Source organism: Sphingomonas sp. LR60, assembly GCF_036855935.1.
Lineage (GTDB): Bacteria > Pseudomonadota > Alphaproteobacteria > Sphingomonadales > Sphingomonadaceae > Sphingomonas.
Genome location: NZ_JASPFK010000001.1, coordinates 1876067 through 1894637 on the forward strand (window position 1 = coordinate 1876067; position 18571 = coordinate 1894637).

Genomic DNA, 18571 nt, shown 5'->3' on the forward strand with positions numbered 1-18571 from the left:
GCCGAACGGTCGCGATTTTGCCGCACATCGTGGGTAGCGCACGGATCATGAACCCCTCCGACCTGCGCGTCGCCTTCGTAAGCGGCAATTACAATTACGTGCGCGACGGCGCGAACCAGGCGCAGAACCTGCTGGTCGGCTACCTCCTCGACCAGGGCGTGAAGGTGCGCGTCTACTCGCCGACCACGCCGACTCCGGCGTTCGAGGCACGCGGTACGGTGGTCGACGTCCCCGCGATTCCGATGCCGGGCGGGCGCGGCGAATATAAGCTCGGCCGCGGACTGCCCGCCAAGCCGCGTCGCGACATGGAGGCATTCGATCCGCATTTGGTGCACGTCTCCGCGCCCGAGTTCCTCGGCCATGCCGCGGTCACCTGGGCGCGGCGGCGCGGCGTGCCGGTGGTGGCGACGGTCCACACGCGCTTCGAGACCTATTTCCAATATTACGGCCTGTCGCTGGTCCAGCCATTGATCGTCGCGATCCTGCGCCGCTTCTACAATCGCGCCGACCGCGTGCTGGTGCCGACCCCGTCGATGGCGCAGGTGGTGCGCGACCTGGGGGTCACCTCGCCGATCTCGATCTGGGGCCGCGGCGTCAATCACCGCCGCTTCCACCCCGACGTTCGCGATCTCGCATGGCGGCGTTCACTGGGAATCGCCGACGACGAAGTGACGATCGGCTTTCTCGGCCGGCTGGTGCTCGAAAAAGGATTGGGCGTGTTCGCCGAGGTGCTCGCCCGCCTCGATGCGCTTGGTGTGCGCCACCGTGTGCTGGTGGTCGGCAAGGGACCGGCGCGCGACTGGTTCGCCGAGCGCGTGCCGCAGGCGGCGTTCGCGGGATTCCAGAGTGGCGACGATCTTGGACGCGCGGTCGCCTCGATGGACCTGCTGTTCAACCCCAGCGTCACCGAGACATGGGGCCAGGTGACGTCGGAAGCGATGGCCGCCGGGGTGCCCGTCGTAGCGGCGCGCGCCACCGGCGCGGTCGACCTGCTGGAGGACGGACGCACCGGCTTTCTCGTGCCACCGGAAGACCTCGACGGCTATGCCGCCGCGATCGCGCAATTGATCTCCGATCCGGCGTTGCGCGCAGCGGTGGGGCGCGCCGCGCACGACCGCGCTCAGCATTTCCGCTGGGACACCGCCAACGCCGCGGTGTTGCAGGTTTATCAGGAGCTTCTCGCGTCGCCTCGCGCCTGACCCCGCCTCACCGTTCGTGCCGACCTTGTCGAAACACGTGCATCGCACCACGCGCTTCGAGGTGGCGCGCTAAACCCCCTGCCAGTCGAACGTCAGCGGCGCCTCCCGAAAGGCGAAGCGATCGAGGTGGCTCGCCACCACCTCCTTCATCCGCGCCACGTCGCCCTCCTCCGGCACCGCCAGCCGCACATCGAGCGTCTCGCTGTCGGCGTGCAGGTCGAGCGTCGCGCCGTTCGGAAAGGCGATCCTTGCTTCCTGCTCGGAGAAGCTGACCTCCATCTTGTGGCTCCAATGCTTGGCGAGCTGCTGGAGATAGCGGCTCGCCGAATGCGTCGGCACGCGAGCGACGACGACGCTCACTTCAGTCGCTCCACCTTCTGCGCCACCTCGTCGATCAGCGCCGCGATCTCATGGAGCAGTTCCGGCGACGCATCGGCGCGCTTGACGCGATCCATGACCGCGTGGCGAAGGTTATGCATCGCGCGACGCACCGGCGCGCCCTCGCCCTCGCCCTGGGCGCGCTGCGCCGCCAGCGCCTCCAGCCGCGCCATCAACGTCGCAACCGTCTCGGCCTGTTCGTCGAGATGCGCGCGCCCGGCGTCGGTCACCGCGAACCGCTTGCGCGCGCCTTCGCTGGCCTGCTCCGCGATCAGCTCCATCTCGTCGAGCAGCGTCAGCGTCGGATAGACCACTCCCGGGCTCGGCGCATAAGCACCGCCGGTCAGCGTTTCGATCGCCTTGATGAGTTCATAGCCGTGGCGTGGCGTGTCGGCGATCAGCTTGAGCAGCACCAGCCGCAACTCCGAACCGTCGAACATCCGCCGACTGCGTCCACCGCCGCCCCCGCCGCCGCGACGATGCTCGCCCTCGTTGAGCCGCTCGATCCAGTGGAAGAACCGCTCGGGGTCGAACCCGCCGCTGCCGCCGCGCTGCCCGGAATGATGATGGCGGCCGCGGCCACCGTGCGAAAAACCAAACATTCGGTCGACTCCATCTCGTATCATGATGCAACAAGATATATCTTAGCGGCGACGAAGCAAGAGCGTTCAAGATATATTTTCGCTTTCGTGCATGACGCGGCCCCGCCCGCACCTTACATGCAAGCGCATGGCCGATCTGTTTGCCGGGTTCGATCCCGTCGATCCCCCCAGCCCTCCCGCCACGGATGCCCATGCCCCGCTCGCCGACCAGCTGCGCCCGCGCGCGCTGGCCGACGTGATCGGGCAGCGTCACCTGCTCGGTCCCGAAGCGCCGCTGGCGCTGATGATCCGCTCGCGCCGGCTCTCTTCGTTCGTGCTGTGGGGCCCGCCGGGAGTAGGCAAGACGACGATCGCGCGGCTGATCGCGGCCGAGGCAGGCTATGTCTTCGTCCAGCTTTCGGCAGTGTCCACGGGGATCGCGGACCTCCGCCGCACGCTCACGGTCGCGAGGGATCTGCGCGCCGCCGGCAAGCCGACCGCCTTGTTCATCGACGAGCTGCACCGCTTCTCGCGACCGGTGCAGGATGCGCTGCTGCCCGCGGTCGAGGACGGCACGATCGTGCTGATCGGGGCGACCACGGAGAACCCGAGCTTCAGCCTCGTCGCCGCGCTGCTGTCGCGCGCCAAGGTCTTCACGCTCGATCGACTGTCGGCCGCCGAACTCGAGACCGTCATCACGCGCGCCGAGGCGCAGCAGGAACGGACGTTGCCGCTCGATCTAGACGCGCGCGCCGCGTTGATCGCGATGGCGGACGGCGACGCGCGTTATTTGCTTGGGCTGTGCGAAACGCTGTTCCTGATCGAGTCCGACGCTGTGATCGACACTGCCGCGCTGGCGGCGATCGTCCAGAAGCGCGCACCGCTCTACGACCGCGGGCAGGAAGAGCATTTCAACCTGCTCAGTTGCTTCCACAAAAGCCTGCGCGGCAGCGATACGGATGCCGCGCTCTATTGGGCGGCGCGGATGGTGCGTGGCGGCGAGGATGCCGGCGTGATCTTCCGCCGCTTGTGCTGCGCGGCGTCGGAGGACGTCGGGATGGCCGATCCGCAGGCGCTGGTCCAGGTGATGACCGCATGGCAGGCGTTCGAGCGCGTCGGCATGCCCGAGGGCCGCTTGTTTCTCGCCCAGGCGATCAATTACGTGGCGACGGCGCCGAAATCGAACGCCTCTTACGTTGCCTTCGATCGCGCCAGTGCGCTGGCACGCGACACCGGTTCGCTGCCCCCGCCCAAGCACATCCTCAATGCGCCGACCAAGCTGATGAAGGAACTCGGCTACCACGAGGGCTACCGCTACGATCACGATTACCCCGATGCGTTCGCCGCGCAGGATTTCTTCCCCGCGGAGATCGGCGACGATCATCTGTTCTATGAACCCAACGAACGCGGCTACGAGCGCGAAATCCGCAAGCGGCTCGCGTTCTGGGCGGCGGCGCGCGAACGGCGCGATGATTGAGCCCGAGGCCGATTGCCTCGACGTGACAACACGATAAGCGCGGCAAGGTGAGTCGCATCAATTCAGTCCGCGCCAGCCGCTCGACGCCGGGCCGTTCCTCGCCGCCACGCGTTGAGCGCCGGTAATGCGCGTAACGCCCCATCTCGCCGCCGTCGGCACCGCCGTCCCGACCCACGATATCCACACCGCGTTCGTCGACTGGGCCGAGCAACGATTATGTGATCGCGAGGCACGCGTGTTCGCGCGCATGGCGGCACGATCGGGCATTATGCATCGCTGGTCAGTGCTTCCCGCCGAGCACGGCTCACCGGTGGGCACGACCGGCTTCTACGCCGCCGAGCCGCATCCCGGCACCGCCGCGCGGATGGCGCTTTACGCCCAAGCCGCCCCGGCGCTGGCGCTGGCAGCGATCGCCAATCTACGAACACAGGTCGCGCTCGACGGCATCACGCACCTCGTCGTGGCGAGCTGCACCGGCTTCGTCGCTCCCGGCGTCGACCAGATCCTCGCGCGCGCGCTCGACCTGCCGGGCAGCGTCGAGCGCACACTGATCGGCTTCATGGGCTGTTACGCGGCGATCGCGGCGCTGCGCACCGCTCGGCATATCGTCCGTTCGGAGCCGGCGGCTCGCGTGCTGGTCGTCACTGTCGAACTCTCGACGCTCCATCTTCAGGCTGACCGGATGCTCGAGCCGCTGCTGGCGATGCTGCAATTCGGCGACGGTGCGGCGGCTGCCTTGGTGACCGCGATACCGCAGGGCTTGGCGATCGGCCAGCCGTTCAGCGCCACCCTTCCCGATGCCGCCGGGTTGATCCGCTGGGACATCACCGATCGCGGCTTTGCGATGCACTTGTCGGGCGAGGTGCCGGGGCGGATCGGCGCCGCACTGCGCGACCCTGCGTTGATGGCGACGCTGACCGCCGGCCGCCCGGTCGATCGCTGGGCGGTTCATGCCGGCGGCCGCTCGATCCTCGACGCGGTGGAACACGCCTTCGCGCTGCCCGCCGACGCGCTCGAAGATTCACGCGCGGTACTCGCCGAGAATGGCAACATGTCGTCCGCGACGCTGATGTTCGTGCTGGCGCGGGTACTGGCCGGGTCACCGGTCGAGCACGGCATCGCACTCGCCTTCGGCCCCGGGCTTGCCGCCGAAGGGCTGGCATTCGCAAGCGCGGCATGATGCTCGACCAGCGCGCCACCGCCGAAGAACTGATGGACGCCGATGATCTTCCGGCGGACGTCTATGCCGCGGTCGTCGCCGATCTCGCGCGGGTCAATGTCGTGACGATGGCCGCGCGACCGACGCTGGCCTTCCTCGCGCGGCTGACGAAACCGGGGCAACACTATCGCCTGCTCGATGTCGGCTATGGCGACGGCGATATGCTGCGGCGGATCGCGCGCTGGGGAACGCGGCGCGGCGTCGCCCTCGAGCTGGTCGGCATAGACCTCAACCCGCGTAGCGAGGCCGCGGCGCGTGCCCATACCCCGGCTGACGTCGCGATCGACTGGCGCACCGGCGATTATGCCGATCTCGCCGGAGAGGGCTGGGATTTCGTGATCTCCAGCCTCGTCGCGCATCACATGACCCGCGCGCAGCTGATCGCCTTCCTGCGCTTCATGGCGCGTGAAGCGCGGGTCGGCTGGCTGGTCAACGATCTCCACCGCCACGACTTCGCCTATCACGGCTGGCCGCTGCTTGCCGGGCTGTTCGGCTGGCATTCGATCGTGCGGCATGACGGACGGCTGTCGATCGCGCGCAGCTATCGCCCCGCCGAATGGCCAGCGCTGCTCGACGACGCCGGGGTGAGCGACGCCTGCGTGTTCCGCGCCTTCCCGTTCCGGCTATGCGTCGCGAGCCGCTGATCCTCGGCGGCGGTCCGGCGGGCAGCGCCGCCGCGATCACGCTCGCTCGCGGCGGCACGCGACCGTTGGTGATCGAGCGGACGCGCGAGACCGGCGATGCGCTGTGCGGCGGCTTCCTGAGCTGGCGGACGCTGGAGACGCTGGCCGCGCTCGGTATCAAGGCCGATGCGCTCGCCCTACCGCGCGTGACGCGCGTCCGCATCTTCGCACGCGGGCGCGTGATCGAAGCAGCGCTGCCCGCGCCTGCGATCGGCGTATCGCGCGCGCGTCTCGACGCGCTGTTGCTCGATCGGGCCGTGTCGAGCGGCGCCGCGGTGGAACGCGGCGTCGTCGCCCGCGCGATCGAGGACGGTGCGGTCCGTACCGGTGACGGCGCGCTGCTCGCCAGCGAGGCGCTGTTCCTCGCCAGCGGGAAGCATGACGTGCGCGGCGCGGCCCGACCTGCCGAGGCACGCGGTGGCGATCCGACACTCGGCCTGCGCACCCGCCGCCGCGGTGCCGATGTCGCGCGCTGCGTTGGAAACGCGATCGAGCTTCACCTGTTCGACCGCGGCTATGCGGGCGTGGTGCTGCAGGAGGATGGCAGCGCCAACGTGTGCCTCGCGATCCGTCGTTCGCGCCTGACCGAGGCAGGCAGCCCGGATGCCTTGCTCGCTGCGCTGGCGATGGAGCTGCCCGCGTTCGGTGATCGGCTCGCGGGCGATGCCACGCCGCTCGAGGCAATCGCCAACGTGCCTTACGGCTGGCGGGCGCGCCGCGGGACGGACGGCTGTTATCGGCTCGGCGATCAGGCGGCCGTAATCCCATCATTGGCCGGCGAAGGCATGGGCATCGCGCTGGCAAGCGGCGTGTCGGCGGCGAAGGCGTGGCTGGCGGGCGAACCATCGTCGAACTGGCAAACCCGCTTCGCCCACCAGACTGCCCGCCCCGTCACGATCGCCAGCGCGATCCGCGCCATGGCCGAACGCCCGCCGATGATCGCGCCACTCCTGCCGCTTGCGGCGCGCCTGGGCCTGATCGACGCAGTCGCCGCAGCGACGCGCATCGCGAACGGCTAAAGTATGATCCATCCAAGCTGAATTCGTACCCCGGCGAAGGCCGGGGTACGAATGAAGATGGCGCAAGCCGTCCGGATCAACCCCAAGGCGCTTCACCACCTCACCCAGCGACAAACGGGACTGCCCCCCCAAACGAAAAGAGGCGCGGCGGTTTCCCGCCACGCCCCTTCGCAAACCCCACAGGGCCGTGCCGATTACTCGGCAGCGGCGACCGTGCGCGTGTCGCGACGCTCGGCGATACGCGCCGACTTGCCGGTCCGACCGCGCAGGTAATACAGCTTGGCGCGACGCACCGCGCCCTTGCGCACCACCTCGATCGAGATCGACGTTCGGCGAGTACAGCGGGAAAACGCGCTCCACGCCCTCGCCGAAGCTCATCTTGCGGACGGTGAACGACGAGCCCATGCCCTTGTTCGAGCGCGCGATGCACACGCCCTCGTAGTTCTGGACGCGGGTGCGCTCACCCTCGACCACCTTCACGCCGACCTTCAGCGTATCGCCGGGGCGGAATTCCGGGATCTTCTTGGTTTCGTTGAACTTGGCGATCTGCTCGGCTTCGAGCGTCTGGATCAGGTTCATTGGTCGTCCTCAGTCCGTTGCCGCGCGCCAGAGGGCGAGCCGACCCGAGCGCCCTCATGACGCTCCCAAAGGTCTGGCCGCCGTAGCCGTGTATCGATCTCCGCCTGCCGTTGCCGCCAAGCCGCGATCTTCGCATGATCCCCCGATCGCAGCACTTCGGGGATCGTGCGCCCCTCCCATTCGACAGGTCGGGTATAATGCGGATATTCGAGGAGGCCGCTTTCGAAGCTTTCCTCGACTCCGCTGGAAGCCGCGCCCATTACGCCGGGAAGCAGCCGAACGCAAGCGTCGAGCAGCACGAGCGTCGCCATCTCGCCCCCCGACAGGATGTAATCGCCGATCGACACCTGCTCGACCCCGCGCGCCTCGAGCAGCCGTTCGTCGAACCCCTCGAACCGCCCGCACAGGATCACCGCGCCCGGCCCGGCCGCCAGTTCGCGCACGCGCGCCTGCCGCAAGGGAGCACCACGCGGCGTCATCGCGAGCAACGGACGACCATCGGCATGGGCATCGACAGCACGCGCGAGGATGTCGGCACGCAGCACCATCCCTGCACCGCCCCCGAGGGCGTGTCGTCGACGGTGCGGTGTCGATCGGTGGTGAAGTCGCGAATATTGACCGCATCCAGCGACCATTTACCGTCGCCCAGCGCACGCCCGGCAAGCGAGGTGCCGAGCGGACCGGGAAACATCTCGGGATAGAGCGTCAGGATCGTAGCGCGAAACGTCATTGTCTTCTCGATAGGTGGACGATGCCTGCCGCCGCAGCCGCACCGAGCAGGAACGCACCCGCCGCATAGGCCAGGCCGAACATCGCGAAAACCGCCACCATCCCGCAAGCATCGACGCCGCACCGCTCCGGCGGGGACAGCGTCGCATGAACGAACAGTCCGACGCACGACAGCGCGCCGAGCGACGGCAGCGGCAAGGACGCGGTCAGGACAAGCCGCCGCCCCGACCACCCCCGTCCATGGAGGAGCAGCAACACGCCAGCCAGCACCGCCGCGACGATCGCCGGGAAGCCGACCAGCCACAGCAGGTCGCTCGCCGTCATCACGGCAATGTCCAGTTCTCGATCTTAAGCCCGGGGATGTCGGCGAAATCGCGTTCGTTGTTGGTGACGAGGGTCAGGTCGAGCGACAACGCATGCGCCGCAATCAGCATGTCGAAGCTGCGTCGCCGGAACTTCAGCCGCGCGTAGCTTCGCGCTGCGAGGAGATCGAACGGCAGAATCTCGAACAATCTTGGCAGCTGGTCCAACACGATCAGCGATGGTCGCTTGCCGTTCCAACTTCCCAGTGCGACCTCGGCAAAGGCGATCGAAGAGATCGCGACATCGCCCGGTCGACAGTCCTCGACCCGCTCACGCAACACATCGGGTCCACCACCCAGAAGGGCGATGACGATATTGGCGTCGAGCATGAACGTCACGCGTTCGGATCCTCACCCCAGCCCTGCCAGTCGGGATCGTCCCAGATCCGCGGGGAATGATCGAATTCACGCTCCTCCGGTGTCAACGGCTTGAGATCAGGGCAGGAGCCCCAAAGGCCGGTAAGATCGATCCGTCCGTCGTCATCTACCGACTCGAACGAGAACTTGCCGGCTTCCTCGCGGACTCGAACCTCCTGCCCCGCCTCGAAGCCAAGCGCCTTCGGCAGCCGCAACGCCACCGAATTCCCGGACTTGAACACCTTGGCGCGATATTCGTTACCCATCGCCAGCCTCCTGTATGTACAGCATGTATATACGGGTGGCAGAGCGTGCAAGGCGGAGGGTTCGTGGACGATTGCATCATCATCGGCGCCGGTCCGGCAGGGCTGACCGCCGCCATCTACCTGGCGCGCTACCATCTCGACATCCGCCTGTTCGACAGCGGATCGAGCCGCGCGGCGATGATCCCGTGCACGCACAACCATGCCGGCTACCCCGAGGGAATCGCGGGCAAGGACCTGCTGGCGCTGATGCAGGCGCAGGCCGAGAAATATGGCGCCCGACGCGAGCAGGTCAACGTCACCGGCCTCGCCTGCGACGGCGACGACTTCATCGTTCGCACCGATCACGGAACGCATCGGGCGCGCACCGTGCTGCTCGCCACCGGGGTCGTGAACCATCGCCCGGCGCACCTGCTTCCCGACGTTCACGATCCGGCGCTGGCGCAGGGGCTGCTCCGCTACTGCCCGGTCTGCGATGGCTATGAAGTGACCGACAGACGCGTTGCGGTCATCGGCACCGGCGATCATGGGATGCGCGAGGCGTTGTTCCTGCGCGGCTTCACGCGCGACGTGACATTGGTGTCGCCGGAGGCCGAACATGCGCTCGATCCGAAGTGCGCGCAGGCGCTCGATGACGCCGGCGTGGTGCGTGTAGAGGGGCCATGCGGCGGCTACGCCATCGAGGGCGAGCAACTCGCCTTCGACACCGCACGCGGGCGGATGCGGTTCGACAGCGTCTATCCCGCGCTCGGCTCGCGCATTCGCTCGCGGCTTGCGGTCGAGGCGGGCGCGCGCGCCAGCGACGAGGGCTGCCTTGAGGTCGACGACCATCAGCGCACCAGCGTGCCGGGCCTGTTCGCGGCCGGCGATGTCGTGAAGGGGCTCGATCAGATCAGCCACGCGATGGGCGAGGCCGGTGTGGCGGCGACCGCGATCCGCAACTTGCTCGCGGAGCGGAGGCCGCTCAGGAGGTAGTCTTGTAAGCCGCTCGTGCTGAGCGTGTCGAAGCACGTGTGCTGCACACGCCCTTCGACAAGCGCAGGGCGAACGGAGCGGCTTCTCAGCCCTCGACGAAATCGGCCTCGATCACCAGCCGCTCGGCATTCCATTCCGGCACTGCCGCGATCGGCACCATGAACGTCTTGCCACTCGCGCGCCGGACCTCGACCACGTCCCCCGCGCCGAAATTCTCGACCGCCGCGACCACACCCAGATCCTCACCGGTGGTGGACACAGCCGCCAGACCCAGCAGATCGGCGTGATAATATTCGCCCTCGCCCAGCGGCGGCAGCGCGTCGCGTGGGACCGTCAGCACCGTCCCGCGCAACGCCTCGGCCGCGGTGCGATCCGCGACCTCGGCGAAGCGCGCGATCGTGCCGTCACGCAGCTTCACCAGGTTCAGCGCACCGTCGTTGAACGAACGATGCGCCGCCAGATCGTCGGCGAAGACCTTGAGCCGAACCTCGCCCGCCACGCCATGCGCACCGGTCACCGCGGCCAGCACGATCGCGCCGGCCGGCACCTCATTCGCTGTCGGGCGAGCCGTCGTCGCCACCGGGGGCGTCGTCGCGCCCTTCGGCGGGGTCGTTGGCGGAGACGCCTTGGTTGGTCGCGTCTTCATGGTCCTCGGGTGCGGTGCGCGGGTCGGGATCGGCGGTCATCATGCGCTCTCCTCTCGAATTGAGGGGCAACAACGCACGACGACCGCGATCGGATGCTTATTCGGCGGTCGCTTCGGCCTCGGCCGCAGGAGCTTCCGCCTCGGCCGCAGGCGCCTTGGCTGCCTCGGCAGCGGCTTCCTCGGCCGCCTTCTGCTTCTCGGCACGCTCCTCGGCGCGCTCCTTGGCCTTCTCGCCCGGCTCGGCCTTCTTCGGGTTGCTGCGCACTGCGCGCTCCTTCACGCCGGCCGCGTCCAGGAAGCGGGCCACGCGGTCGGTCGGCTGCGCGCCCATCGCCAGCCAGTGCTTGGCGCGCTCGCCGTCGAGCACGATGCGCTTCTCGTCGTCCTTGGCGAGCAGCGGGTTGTAGTTGCCCAGCTTCTCGATGAACTTGCCGTCACGCGGGCTGCGCGCGTCGGCGACGACGATGCGATAATACGGACGCTTCTTCGAGCCGCCACGCGACAGGCGAATGCTGAGTGCCATTTGCTAACTTCCTTGCTTCTTCGTTTCGTCGCCCCTGCGGAGGCAGGGGCCTGTTTCTGCTTCAACAATCGGCGCCCCTCGTCGTGGAGAGACCTCAAGCCCCTGCCTCCGCAAGGGCGACGATCGCTATCTCTTGAACTTGAACCCGCCGGGGCCACCCGGAAGGTTACCGGGTAGACCGGGCAGCCCCGGACCACCGCCCGGACCGCCCAGCTTGCCCATCATGTCGCCCATGTCGGCGCCCCCGATGGCATTGCCGAGACCACCCAGGCCGCCCTTGCCGAGCATCGCCATCATGCCCTTCAGGCCGCCCATCTTCTTGATCTTCTTCATGGCGGTCGACATTTCTTGATGCATCTTCAGGAGCTTGTTGACCTCCTGCACCGTGGTGCCGGAACCCTTGGCGATGCGGATCTTGCGCTTGGCGTTGATCAGCTCGGGCTTGGCGCGCTCCTTGACGGTCATCGACCCGATCATCGCGTCGAGATGCACCAGCATCTTGTCGCTGCCCGACGTCGCGTCCATCGCGGCCTGCGCCTTCTTCATCCCCGGCAGCATCCCGGCCAGCGCGCCCAGCCCGCCCATGCGCTTCATCTGCGCAAGCTGGCTGCGCAGGTCGTTCATGTCGAACTGGCCCTTGGCGAGCCGGTTCGCCATCCGCTCGGCGTCTTCCTGCTGGATCGACTCCGCCGCGCGCTCGACCAGCGAGACGACGTCGCCCATCCCCAGGATACGACCCGCGACCCGCGATGGGTGAAACGCCTCCAGCGCGTCGAGCTTTTCGCCGACACCCGCGAACTTGATCGGCTTGCCGGTGACCGCACGCATCGACAGCGCCGCACCACCACGCGCGTCGCCGTCCATGCGGGTCAGCACGACACCGGTCAGCGGTACCTGCTCCGAGAAGTTGGTCGCGACGTTGACGGCATCCTGACCGGTCAGCGAGTCGACGACCAGCAGGATTTCCTGCGGCTTTGCGACGTCGGCGACCGCCTTCATCTCGTCCATCAACGCCTGGTCGACGTGCAGACGACCCGCGGTGTCGAGCATCAGCACGTCGAAGCCCTGCAGCTTCGCGGCCTGCACCGCGCGGCGCGCGATCTCGACCGGCTGCTGCCCGGCGATGATCGGCAGCGTCGCGACCTCGACCTGCGTGCCGAGCGTCGCCAACTGCTCCTGCGCCGCCGGGCGATTGACGTCGAGCGACGCCATCAACACCTTCTTCGCGGTGCGACCGGTCATCGATCCGGTCGACAGCCGCTTGGCGATCTTGGCGGTGGTGGTGGTCTTGCCCGAACCTTGCAGGCCGACCATCATCACGATCGCGGGCGGCGTCACTGCGAGGTTCAGCTCGGCGCCCTCGGGATCGTCACCGCCTAGCATCCGCACGAGCGCGTCGTTGACGATCTTGACGACCTGCTGCCCCGGCGTGACCGAGCGGAGCACGTTCTGCCCGATCGCCTCTTCGGTGACCTCGTCGACGAACTGCCGTGCGACCGGCAGCGCGACGTCGGCCTCGAGCAGCGCGACGCGCACCTCGCGCATCGCCTGACGCACGTCGGCTTCGGTGAGCGCACCACGCCCCCGCAGCCGGTCGAAGACGCCGCCAAGACGATCGCTGAGGCTATCGAACATCGAAACTCCTTTCATCCGCCACGAAACGCAAAATACGCCGGCGGGCGAAACCTCGCCGGCCAGCGTGCGCCACAAGAGCGCTTGATCCTTGCGTCCCTCAACGGAACTTGGGTTCGCCGATAGCCGAAAGCTGCAGGGGAGGCAAGTTTGTTCGGACCTTACTCTCCGCCTCCCCGTCATCCCCGCGAAGGCGGGGATACAGACGCGCAGGTCCGTCGATAGAAGCGCGACGTCCGAGGTTCTGGATTCCCGCCGTCGCGGGAATGACGGGAGGCTACCAACCCCCACCCGCCTCCAGATACACCCGCTCCGCCGCCGTCGTCTCGCGCCCCAGCGCCGCATTGCGTGCCGGAAACCGTCCGAACCGCGCAATCACCTCGGCATGGTCCCGCGCAAACCTCGCATTCTCCTCAATCCCCAACGCCTCGAACATCGCGACGCTCTTTGCCTGCCCCTCCGCATCCTCGGCGTGCATCAGCGGCATGTAGAGGAACACCCGCTCCTCCTTCGACAAGTCCGCGTCCCATCCGCGCGCAATCGCCAGTTCGGTCAGCTCGCGTGCCAGAGGGTCGGCCCTGAACGCCTCGGCCTTCCCCCGGAACAGGTTGCGCGAAAACTGGTCGAGCACGATCACCGCCGCCAGCACCGTGCGCGGATCGTCCCGCCACGCGGCGGCACCGCTCGTCAGCACCCGCTCACGCAACGCCCCAAACCGAACGCGGATCGCTGCGTCGCGCGCATCGTCCTTCGCAAATTGCTGCTCGGTGGTCAGCGCGAACCAGAAGTCGTGCACTTCGCGCGCCGCGGAGTCGACTTCGCCCTTCGTCATAACTAGATCGCCCGCCATGTCCTTCTCCACCCAGCCAGAGGTCGTGACGCTCGGCTGCCGCCTCAACATCGCCGAAAGCGCGGCGATCCGCCAGATGGCGGGTCGTGGGCAGGTGGTGGTGAACGGCTGCGGCGTCACCAATCAGGCGATGAAGGAAACGCGCGCCGCGATCCGCCGGCTGCGCCGCGCGCGTCCCGATGCCGAGCTGATCGTCACCGGCTGCGCCTCCGAGATGGACCGCGACGGCTTCGCGGCGATGCCCGAGGTCGACCGCGTGATCGGCAACGCCGCCAAGCTGCTGCCCGCCACCTGGGGCGCGCGCCCGAACGCGCCGCGCGCGATCCCGCAGACCCGCGCCTTCGTCGGCGTCCAGAACGGCTGCGACCATCACTGCACCTTCTGCGCGATCCCGCAGGGCCGCGGCCGTAACCGCGCCGAGCCGATCGCGGCGGTGATCCCGCAGATCGCCGCGCTGGTAGAAAACGGGCAGCGCGAGGTGGTGCTGAGCGGGGTCGATCTCGCTAGCTACGACGATCGCGGCGCAGGACTGGGCGCACTGGTCGAGCGCCTGCTCGCCGAGGTGCCGGCGCTCGAACGCCTGCGTCTCTCCTCGCTCGATCCCGCCGCGATCGACGACCAGCTGCTCGCGCTGCTCACGCAGGAGCCGCGCGTAATGCCGCACGTTCACTTGTCCGTGCAGGCCGGCGACGATATGATCCTGAAGCGGATGCGCCGCCGCCACACACGCCTCGACGTGCTGCGGCTGGTCGAGCGGCTCAAGGCGGCGCGCGACGTCGCGATCGGTGCCGACCTGATCGCGGGCTTCCCGACCGAGGACGACGCAATGTTCGCCAACACGCTGGCGCTGATCGACGACGCCGACATCACCCACGCCCATGTCTTCCCTTACTCGCCGCGCGCCGGCACGCCCGCGGCGCGGATGCCGCCGGTCGCCCCCGCCACCGCTCGCGACCGGGCCGCGCACCTGCGCGCCGCCGCTGCCGCGCGCCTCGCCCATCGCCTCGCCGCGCAGGTCGGCACCGTCCAGCCGGTGCTGGTCGAGAAGCCCGGCGACCGCGGCCACGCGCCCGATTTCACCGCGGTGCGCCTGCCCGCGCCCTCTCCCATTGGCGGCATCGTCGCGGTGACGATCACCGCCGCCGCCTCCGACCATCTGACCGGAATCATCGCATGAGCACGAGCTGGCACGACAAGCTGCTGGGCGGTTTCCGCCGCACCTCCGACCGGTTGGTCGGCAACCTCGCCGGTCTCGGCGGCGCGCGGCTCGACGAGGAAACGCTCGACATCGTCGAGGAAGCGCTGATCGCGTCCGACCTCGGCCCCGCCACCGCCGCCAAGGTCCGCGACCGGCTGGCCGAAGGCACGTTCGAGCGCAACATGGAGGAACTCGGCATCCGGCTCGTCGTCGCCGAGGAGGTCGAGAAGGTGCTGCGCGACGTCGCAAAGCCGATCGGCATCGACGCCTTCCCGCGCCCGCAGGTGATCCTGGTGATCGGCGTCAACGGCTCGGGCAAGACCACCACGATCGCCAAGCTGGCCCACCTGTTCCTCGAACAGGATTATGCGGTCATGCTGGCGGCGGGCGACACGTTCCGCGCCGCCGCAATCGGCCAGCTCAAGACCTGGGCGGAGCGGATCGGCGTGCCGATCGTCACCGGCCCCGAAGGTGGCGACGCCGCCGGCATCGTCTGGGACGCGGTGAAGCAGGCGACCGCGATCGGCACCGACGTGCTGATCGTCGACACCGCCGGCCGGCTCCAGAACAAGCGCGAGCTGATGGACGAGCTGGCAAAGATCCGCCGCGTGCTCGGCCGCCTCAACCCCGCCGCGCCGCACGACGTGCTGCTCGTGCTCGACGCCACGACCGGCCAGAATGCGCTCAGCCAGATCGAGGTGTTCAAGGAAGTCGCCGGCGTCACCGGCCTGGTCATGACCAAGCTCGACGGCACCGCGCGCGGCGGCGTGCTGGTCGCGGCGGCGGAACGCTATGGTCTGCCGATCCATGCGATCGGCGTCGGCGAGCAGATGGACGACCTGCGCCCGTTCGACGCGCATGAGGTCAGCCGGATCATCGCCGGCATCGATGGGGGCAAGCAACGATGAGCACGCCGCAGAACGAAGGTCATGGCGGCATCCGCGCGCTGGTCGATTACGGCCCGCTCGCCTTGTTCTTCGCCGCCAACTTCCTCGTCCCCGCAGAGGTCGCGCGCGGGATCATCGCGCATTTCACCCCGATGCTCTCGACGCTCAAGCAGGTCGAGGCGCTGCTGCTCGCGCGCGTGATCCTCGCCACCGCGGTGTTCGTCGTCGCCAGCATCGTCGCCTTGGTGATCGCACGCGTGAAGCTCGGCCGCGTGCCGCCGATGCTGCTGATCTCGGCGGGGCTGGTGATCGTGTTCGGCGGGCTGACGATGTATTTCCGCGACCCCCGCTTCATCCAGATGAAGCCGACGATCGTGTATGCCCTGCTCGCCGCGGTACTCGGCTTCGGGGTCGCCACCGGGCGGCCGTTGCTTCAGCAGTTGATGGGGAGCAGCTATCCCGGCCTGCGCGAGAGTGGCTGGCGGCGGCTGACGCTCAACTGGGTGTGGTTCTTCGTGATCATGGCGTTCCTCAACGAGGCGGTGTGGCGCGGCGCGGCGGTCGCGGTCGGCCCGCAGCGCGGCTGGGACCTGTGGGCGATCTACAAGGTATGGGTGGTGATCCCCGTGACGATGCTGTTCGCGATCGCCAACGTGCCGATGCTGATGCGCCACGGCCTGACGCTCGGCGACGACGCTCCGCCGGTTCCGCCGGAGGGGTAACCCTCTCACCGACGCCCCTGCCTTGGTTCGTGGCGATGGACGTCAGCCCGGTCCCATGATTCTGCTTATAGCGACCCAATATCGACCGTTCGTCCTGAGCTTGTCGAAGGGCGTGTCCAGACACGCGCTTCGGCAAGCTCAGCACGAACGGCGGAAAACTATCCCCGCGGCCTTGCTTGCCCCACCACCGCACTGGTCACCGCCGGCGTCACCCGCCACACCGTGTTCGACAGGTCGTCGGCGATGAACAACGCCCGGCGCGGTGCGTCGTAGAGCACCCCGACCGGACGCCCGCGCGCCTTGCCGTCCGCACCGATGAACCCCGTCACCAGATCGCGCGGCTCGCCGGCCGGGCGTCCACCCGCGAACGGCACCCACGTCACCTTGTAACCCGCCAGATCCTGCCGGTTCCAACTGCCATGTTCGCCGACGAACGCGCCCTCGCTGAACGCCCCGCCCCAGCCGCCGCCGGAGACGAACGACAGCCCCAGCGCCGCGACATGCGAGCCAAGCGCATAATCCGGCGCTACCGCGGTCGCGACCAGATCGGGCCGCCCCGGATGTGCCCGCGGATCGACGTTCCGGCCGTAGTAACTGTACGGCCAGCCATAGAAGGCGCCGTCCCGCACCTGCGTCAGATAATCGGGCACCAGCCGCGGCCCGAGTTCGTCGCGCTCGTTGACGACGCTCCACAAGGCATTGGTGGTCGGCTCGATCGCCAACGCGGTTGGGTTGCGGATGCCGGTCGCGATTGCTCGATGTGCGCCGGTCTGGCGGTCGATCTCCCACACCACCGCACGATCCTGCTCGACCTCCATCCCGCGCTCGCCGACGTTACTGTTCGAGCCGATCCCGACATACAGCTTCGATCCATCCGCGCTCGCCGCCAGCGACTTGGTCCAGTGATGGTTGATCCGCGACGGCAACTTGGTCACCTCCGCGCCCGGCGTGGTGATGCTGGTCGCACCCGGCACATAGGCGAAGCGCTTCAACCCGCCCTGCTCGGCGACGTACAGCTCGTTGCCGACCAGCGCCATGCCATATGGCGCGTCGAGCTTGTCGATGAAGGTGGTGCGCACCTCCGGCCGCCCGTCGCCATCGGCGTCGCGCAACAAGGTGATGCGGTCGCCGCCCTTCACGCTCGTCGTGCCGAGGCTCTTGATATAACCCGCGATCACGTCCTTGGGCCGCAGCTTCGGCGCGTGCCCACCCTTGCCCTCCGCGACCAGCAGGTCGCCGTTGGGCAGCACCAGCATCTGCCGCGGCACCTTCAGGTCGGTCGCGACCGCCGTGATCGCGAACCCCTTCGGCACCGTCGGGCGCGTATCGCCCCAGCCGGTCGGCTTGGCGATCTTCATCGCGGGGATCAGCGAGGGTTGCTGGTCGGGCAATTGCGGGTTCGGCCCGGTCTGCCGGACGTCGCTCGGCTGGCTCCCGCACGCGGCGAGCAGCACCAGTGTGGCGAAGGTGGCGGCAACGCGGATCATCGCACCATCTCCCGCACGACGACGCGGCGGCTGCCTAGCGCCAGCCACCCCGCCACGAGCACCGCAGCATTCGACACCAGCGACAGCAGCAGCCCGCCGATCCCGACCGACACCCACGCGTCCTGACTATGCTGGAAGGCGTTGACCAGCCCCGCAACCCACGCCAGCCCGAGCAGCAGTGGATACAGCCACGTTGTACGCCGCCGCAGCGCCGCGAACACGCTCAATGCCAGCGCCGGTGCTCCGAACACCAGCGCGCCGGTGATCGCCCAGGCCGCCATGTTCGACCATTGTATCTCGGCACTGCCCAGATAGGTCACATCCGCAGCCAGCGCGGCGGGGAATAGCGCTATCGGAAAGGCGAGCAAGATGCCGTGAAGCGGATGAATACGCCACGGCGCGGCGGTGGGTGCGAGCATGAAGATCTCCGCACGCCCGAACGCGGGCGCTCGGAACGACAATGATTTCAGCCCCGCATGGTTGCCCAAGCGCACGCACCAGCATACGCCCCGCCTTATACCGCTGATGCTGACCCCGTCGAAGCACTCGCCGCCTGACACGCCCTTCGACAAGCTCAGGGCGAACGGCTGAAGCGCATGCCTCTCCCCACTCACACTGCTCGTGTTGAGATTGTCGAAGCACTTGCGCGTGACACGCCCTTGGACAGGCTCAGGGCGAACGGCTCATGCACAAGCACCGCCCCACCCACACCGTTCGTGCTGAGCTTGTCGAAGCAGGGACCACATAACGACCGCCCGTCGCCAAGCCAAAGGTAAACGAACCCTACGATCGCGAACACTCCTCA

General features: G+C 68.1%; 21 protein-coding genes and 2 pseudogenes. 9 read left to right on the plus strand and 14 right to left on the minus strand.

Annotation, left to right across the window (positions count from 1 at the left end; all coding sequences use genetic code 11):
* Positions 1-47 precede the first annotated feature (47 nt).
* Positions 48-1199 carry a glycosyltransferase family 4 protein gene (locus QP166_RS08595; protein WP_333915535.1) on the plus strand — a complete coding sequence of 384 codons (1152 nt, stop codon included), beginning with the start codon at positions 48-50 and terminating at the stop codon, positions 1197-1199.
* Between the two features lie 69 nt (positions 1200-1268).
* On the opposite strand, the gene QP166_RS08600 is transcribed toward QP166_RS08595, so the two are convergent.
* Positions 1269-1559: a DUF2218 domain-containing protein gene (locus QP166_RS08600; RefSeq protein ID WP_333915536.1), complete on the minus strand. Its 291-nt coding sequence runs from the start codon at positions 1557-1559 to the stop codon at positions 1269-1271.
* Complete coding sequence (locus tag QP166_RS08605) at positions 1556-2179, minus strand: PadR family transcriptional regulator (RefSeq protein ID WP_333915537.1); 624 nt, start codon at positions 2177-2179, stop codon at positions 1556-1558. The genes QP166_RS08600 and QP166_RS08605 overlap by 4 nt, the downstream gene beginning before the upstream one ends.
* A gap of 127 nt (positions 2180-2306) precedes the next feature.
* Here QP166_RS08605 and QP166_RS08610 point away from each other — a divergent pair, with 127 nt between their 5' ends.
* From QP166_RS08610 to QP166_RS08625, 4 genes are all read left to right on the plus strand, one after another.
* Positions 2307-3635: a replication-associated recombination protein A gene (locus QP166_RS08610; RefSeq protein WP_333915538.1), complete on the plus strand. Its 1329-nt coding sequence runs from the start codon at positions 2307-2309 to the stop codon at positions 3633-3635.
* Positions 3636-3759: 124 nt separating this feature from the next.
* Positions 3760-4815: a type III polyketide synthase gene (locus QP166_RS08615; RefSeq protein WP_333915539.1), complete on the plus strand. Its 1056-nt coding sequence runs from the start codon at positions 3760-3762 to the stop codon at positions 4813-4815.
* On the plus strand, positions 4812-5498 hold the full coding sequence (locus QP166_RS08620) for a methyltransferase domain-containing protein (protein WP_333915540.1): 687 nt from the start codon (positions 4812-4814) through the stop codon (positions 5496-5498). The genes QP166_RS08615 and QP166_RS08620 overlap by 4 nt, the downstream gene beginning before the upstream one ends.
* A complete protein-coding gene (locus QP166_RS08625; RefSeq protein ID WP_333915541.1) occupies positions 5480-6556 on the plus strand; it encodes an NAD(P)/FAD-dependent oxidoreductase in 1077 nt (358 codons plus the stop codon). Before QP166_RS08620 ends, QP166_RS08625 begins: the two co-directional genes overlap by 19 nt.
* A 194-nt stretch (positions 6557-6750) precedes the next feature.
* Here the strand turns inward: QP166_RS08625 and rplS are convergent.
* The 5 genes and pseudogenes from rplS to QP166_RS08650 form a co-directional block, all read right to left on the minus strand.
* A pseudogene (gene rplS, locus QP166_RS08630) lies at positions 6751-7135 on the minus strand (50S ribosomal protein L19).
* A pseudogene (trmD, locus tag QP166_RS08635) lies at positions 7132-7865 on the minus strand (tRNA (guanosine(37)-N1)-methyltransferase TrmD). The pseudogenes rplS and trmD overlap by 4 nt, the downstream one beginning before the upstream one ends.
* Positions 7862-8188 (minus strand): hypothetical protein, encoded by a 327-nt coding sequence (locus tag QP166_RS08640; RefSeq protein ID WP_333915542.1) that lies wholly within the window; start codon positions 8186-8188, stop codon positions 7862-7864. Before QP166_RS08640 ends, trmD begins: the two are co-directional and overlap by 4 nt.
* Positions 8188-8556, minus strand: a complete 369-nt coding sequence (locus QP166_RS08645; RefSeq protein WP_333917302.1) for a type II toxin-antitoxin system VapC family toxin — start codon at positions 8554-8556, stop codon at positions 8188-8190. The genes QP166_RS08640 and QP166_RS08645 overlap by 1 nt, the downstream gene beginning before the upstream one ends.
* 5 nt (positions 8557-8561) lie before the next feature.
* A complete protein-coding gene (locus tag QP166_RS08650; RefSeq protein WP_333915543.1) occupies positions 8562-8849 on the minus strand; it encodes an AbrB/MazE/SpoVT family DNA-binding domain-containing protein in 288 nt (95 codons plus the stop codon).
* 63 nt (positions 8850-8912) lie between these two features.
* On the opposite strand from QP166_RS08650, the gene QP166_RS08655 reads away from it, so the two are divergent.
* Positions 8913-9821 carry an NAD(P)/FAD-dependent oxidoreductase gene (locus QP166_RS08655; RefSeq protein WP_333915544.1) on the plus strand — a complete coding sequence of 303 codons (909 nt, stop codon included), beginning with the start codon at positions 8913-8915 and terminating at the stop codon, positions 9819-9821.
* Positions 9822-9906: 85 nt separating this feature from the next.
* On the opposite strand, the gene rimM is transcribed toward QP166_RS08655, so the two are convergent.
* The 5 genes from rimM to QP166_RS08680 all read right to left on the minus strand — a co-directional run bounded on the left by rimM (position 9907) and on the right by QP166_RS08680 (position 13454).
* Positions 9907-10401, minus strand: a complete 495-nt coding sequence (rimM, locus tag QP166_RS08660; RefSeq protein WP_333915545.1) for a ribosome maturation factor RimM — start codon at positions 10399-10401, stop codon at positions 9907-9909.
* Positions 10370-10507, minus strand: coding sequence for a hypothetical protein (locus QP166_RS08665; protein WP_333915546.1), 138 nt, complete (start codon positions 10505-10507; stop codon positions 10370-10372). Before QP166_RS08665 ends, rimM begins: the two co-directional genes overlap by 32 nt.
* A gap of 57 nt (positions 10508-10564) precedes the next feature.
* Positions 10565-10990, minus strand: a complete 426-nt coding sequence (gene rpsP, locus QP166_RS08670) for a 30S ribosomal protein S16 (protein WP_333915547.1) — start codon at positions 10988-10990, stop codon at positions 10565-10567.
* Between the two features lie 126 nt (positions 10991-11116).
* Complete coding sequence (ffh, locus tag QP166_RS08675) at positions 11117-12625, minus strand: signal recognition particle protein (protein ID WP_333915548.1); 1509 nt, start codon at positions 12623-12625, stop codon at positions 11117-11119.
* A 274-nt stretch (positions 12626-12899) separates the two neighbouring features.
* Complete coding sequence (locus tag QP166_RS08680) at positions 12900-13454, minus strand: DUF924 family protein (RefSeq protein ID WP_333915549.1); 555 nt, start codon at positions 13452-13454, stop codon at positions 12900-12902.
* Positions 13455-13470: 16 nt separating this feature from the next.
* Between QP166_RS08680 and QP166_RS08685 the strand changes: the two genes are divergently transcribed.
* From QP166_RS08685 to QP166_RS08695, 3 genes are read left to right on the plus strand one after another with little or no spacing between them, the layout of a single operon-like run.
* On the plus strand, positions 13471-14649 hold the full coding sequence (locus QP166_RS08685; protein ID WP_333915550.1) for a MiaB/RimO family radical SAM methylthiotransferase: 1179 nt from the start codon (positions 13471-13473) through the stop codon (positions 14647-14649).
* Positions 14646-15578, plus strand: coding sequence for a signal recognition particle-docking protein FtsY (gene ftsY / locus QP166_RS08690; protein WP_333915551.1), 933 nt, complete (start codon positions 14646-14648; stop codon positions 15576-15578). Before QP166_RS08685 ends, ftsY begins: the two co-directional genes overlap by 4 nt.
* Entirely contained in the window at positions 15575-16279 is a 705-nt protein-coding gene (locus tag QP166_RS08695; RefSeq protein WP_333915552.1) for an inner membrane-spanning protein YciB, read from the plus strand. Before ftsY ends, QP166_RS08695 begins: the two co-directional genes overlap by 4 nt.
* A gap of 158 nt (positions 16280-16437) precedes the next feature.
* Here QP166_RS08695 and QP166_RS08700 read toward each other — a convergent pair whose 3' ends face one another.
* Both QP166_RS08700 and QP166_RS08705 read right to left on the minus strand, forming a co-directional pair.
* Positions 16438-17766, minus strand: coding sequence for a PQQ-dependent sugar dehydrogenase (locus QP166_RS08700; RefSeq protein WP_333915553.1), 1329 nt, complete (start codon positions 17764-17766; stop codon positions 16438-16440).
* Positions 17763-18185, minus strand: coding sequence for a DUF2231 domain-containing protein (locus QP166_RS08705; protein ID WP_333915554.1), 423 nt, complete (start codon positions 18183-18185; stop codon positions 17763-17765). The genes QP166_RS08700 and QP166_RS08705 overlap by 4 nt, the downstream gene beginning before the upstream one ends.
* Positions 18186-18571 lie beyond the last annotated feature (386 nt).

Coding starts and splice junctions, on each gene's coding strand:
- QP166_RS08685 (WP_333915550.1), top strand. CDS start 13,471: ATGTCCTTCTCCACCCAGCCAGAGGTCGTGACGCTCGGCTGCCGCCTC.
- QP166_RS08620 (WP_333915540.1), top strand. CDS start 4,812: ATGATGCTCGACCAGCGCGCCACCGCCGAAGAACTGATGGACGCCGAT.
- ffh (WP_333915548.1), bottom strand. CDS start 12,625: ATGTTCGATAGCCTCAGCGATCGTCTTGGCGGCGTCTTCGACCGGCTG.
- rpsP (WP_333915547.1), bottom strand. CDS start 10,990: ATGGCACTCAGCATTCGCCTGTCGCGTGGCGGCTCGAAGAAGCGTCCG.
- QP166_RS08595 (WP_333915535.1), top strand. CDS start 48: ATGAACCCCTCCGACCTGCGCGTCGCCTTCGTAAGCGGCAATTACAAT.
- QP166_RS08645 (WP_333917302.1), bottom strand. CDS start 8,556: ATGCTCGACGCCAATATCGTCATCGCCCTTCTGGGTGGTGGACCCGAT.
- QP166_RS08625 (WP_333915541.1), top strand. CDS start 5,480: ATGCGTCGCGAGCCGCTGATCCTCGGCGGCGGTCCGGCGGGCAGCGCC.
- QP166_RS08705 (WP_333915554.1), bottom strand. CDS start 18,185: ATGCTCGCACCCACCGCCGCGCCGTGGCGTATTCATCCGCTTCACGGC.
- QP166_RS08615 (WP_333915539.1), top strand. CDS start 3,760: ATGCGCGTAACGCCCCATCTCGCCGCCGTCGGCACCGCCGTCCCGACC.
- QP166_RS08640 (WP_333915542.1), bottom strand. CDS start 8,188: ATGACGGCGAGCGACCTGCTGTGGCTGGTCGGCTTCCCGGCGATCGTC.
- QP166_RS08605 (WP_333915537.1), bottom strand. CDS start 2,179: ATGTTTGGTTTTTCGCACGGTGGCCGCGGCCGCCATCATCATTCCGGG.
- QP166_RS08610 (WP_333915538.1), top strand. CDS start 2,307: ATGGCCGATCTGTTTGCCGGGTTCGATCCCGTCGATCCCCCCAGCCCT.
- QP166_RS08695 (WP_333915552.1), top strand. CDS start 15,575: ATGAGCACGCCGCAGAACGAAGGTCATGGCGGCATCCGCGCGCTGGTC.
- QP166_RS08680 (WP_333915549.1), bottom strand. CDS start 13,454: ATGACGAAGGGCGAAGTCGACTCCGCGGCGCGCGAAGTGCACGACTTC.
- QP166_RS08650 (WP_333915543.1), bottom strand. CDS start 8,849: ATGGGTAACGAATATCGCGCCAAGGTGTTCAAGTCCGGGAATTCGGTG.
- QP166_RS08665 (WP_333915546.1), bottom strand. CDS start 10,507: ATGACCGCCGATCCCGACCCGCGCACCGCACCCGAGGACCATGAAGAC.
- ftsY (WP_333915551.1), top strand. CDS start 14,646: ATGAGCACGAGCTGGCACGACAAGCTGCTGGGCGGTTTCCGCCGCACC.
- QP166_RS08700 (WP_333915553.1), bottom strand. CDS start 17,766: ATGATCCGCGTTGCCGCCACCTTCGCCACACTGGTGCTGCTCGCCGCG.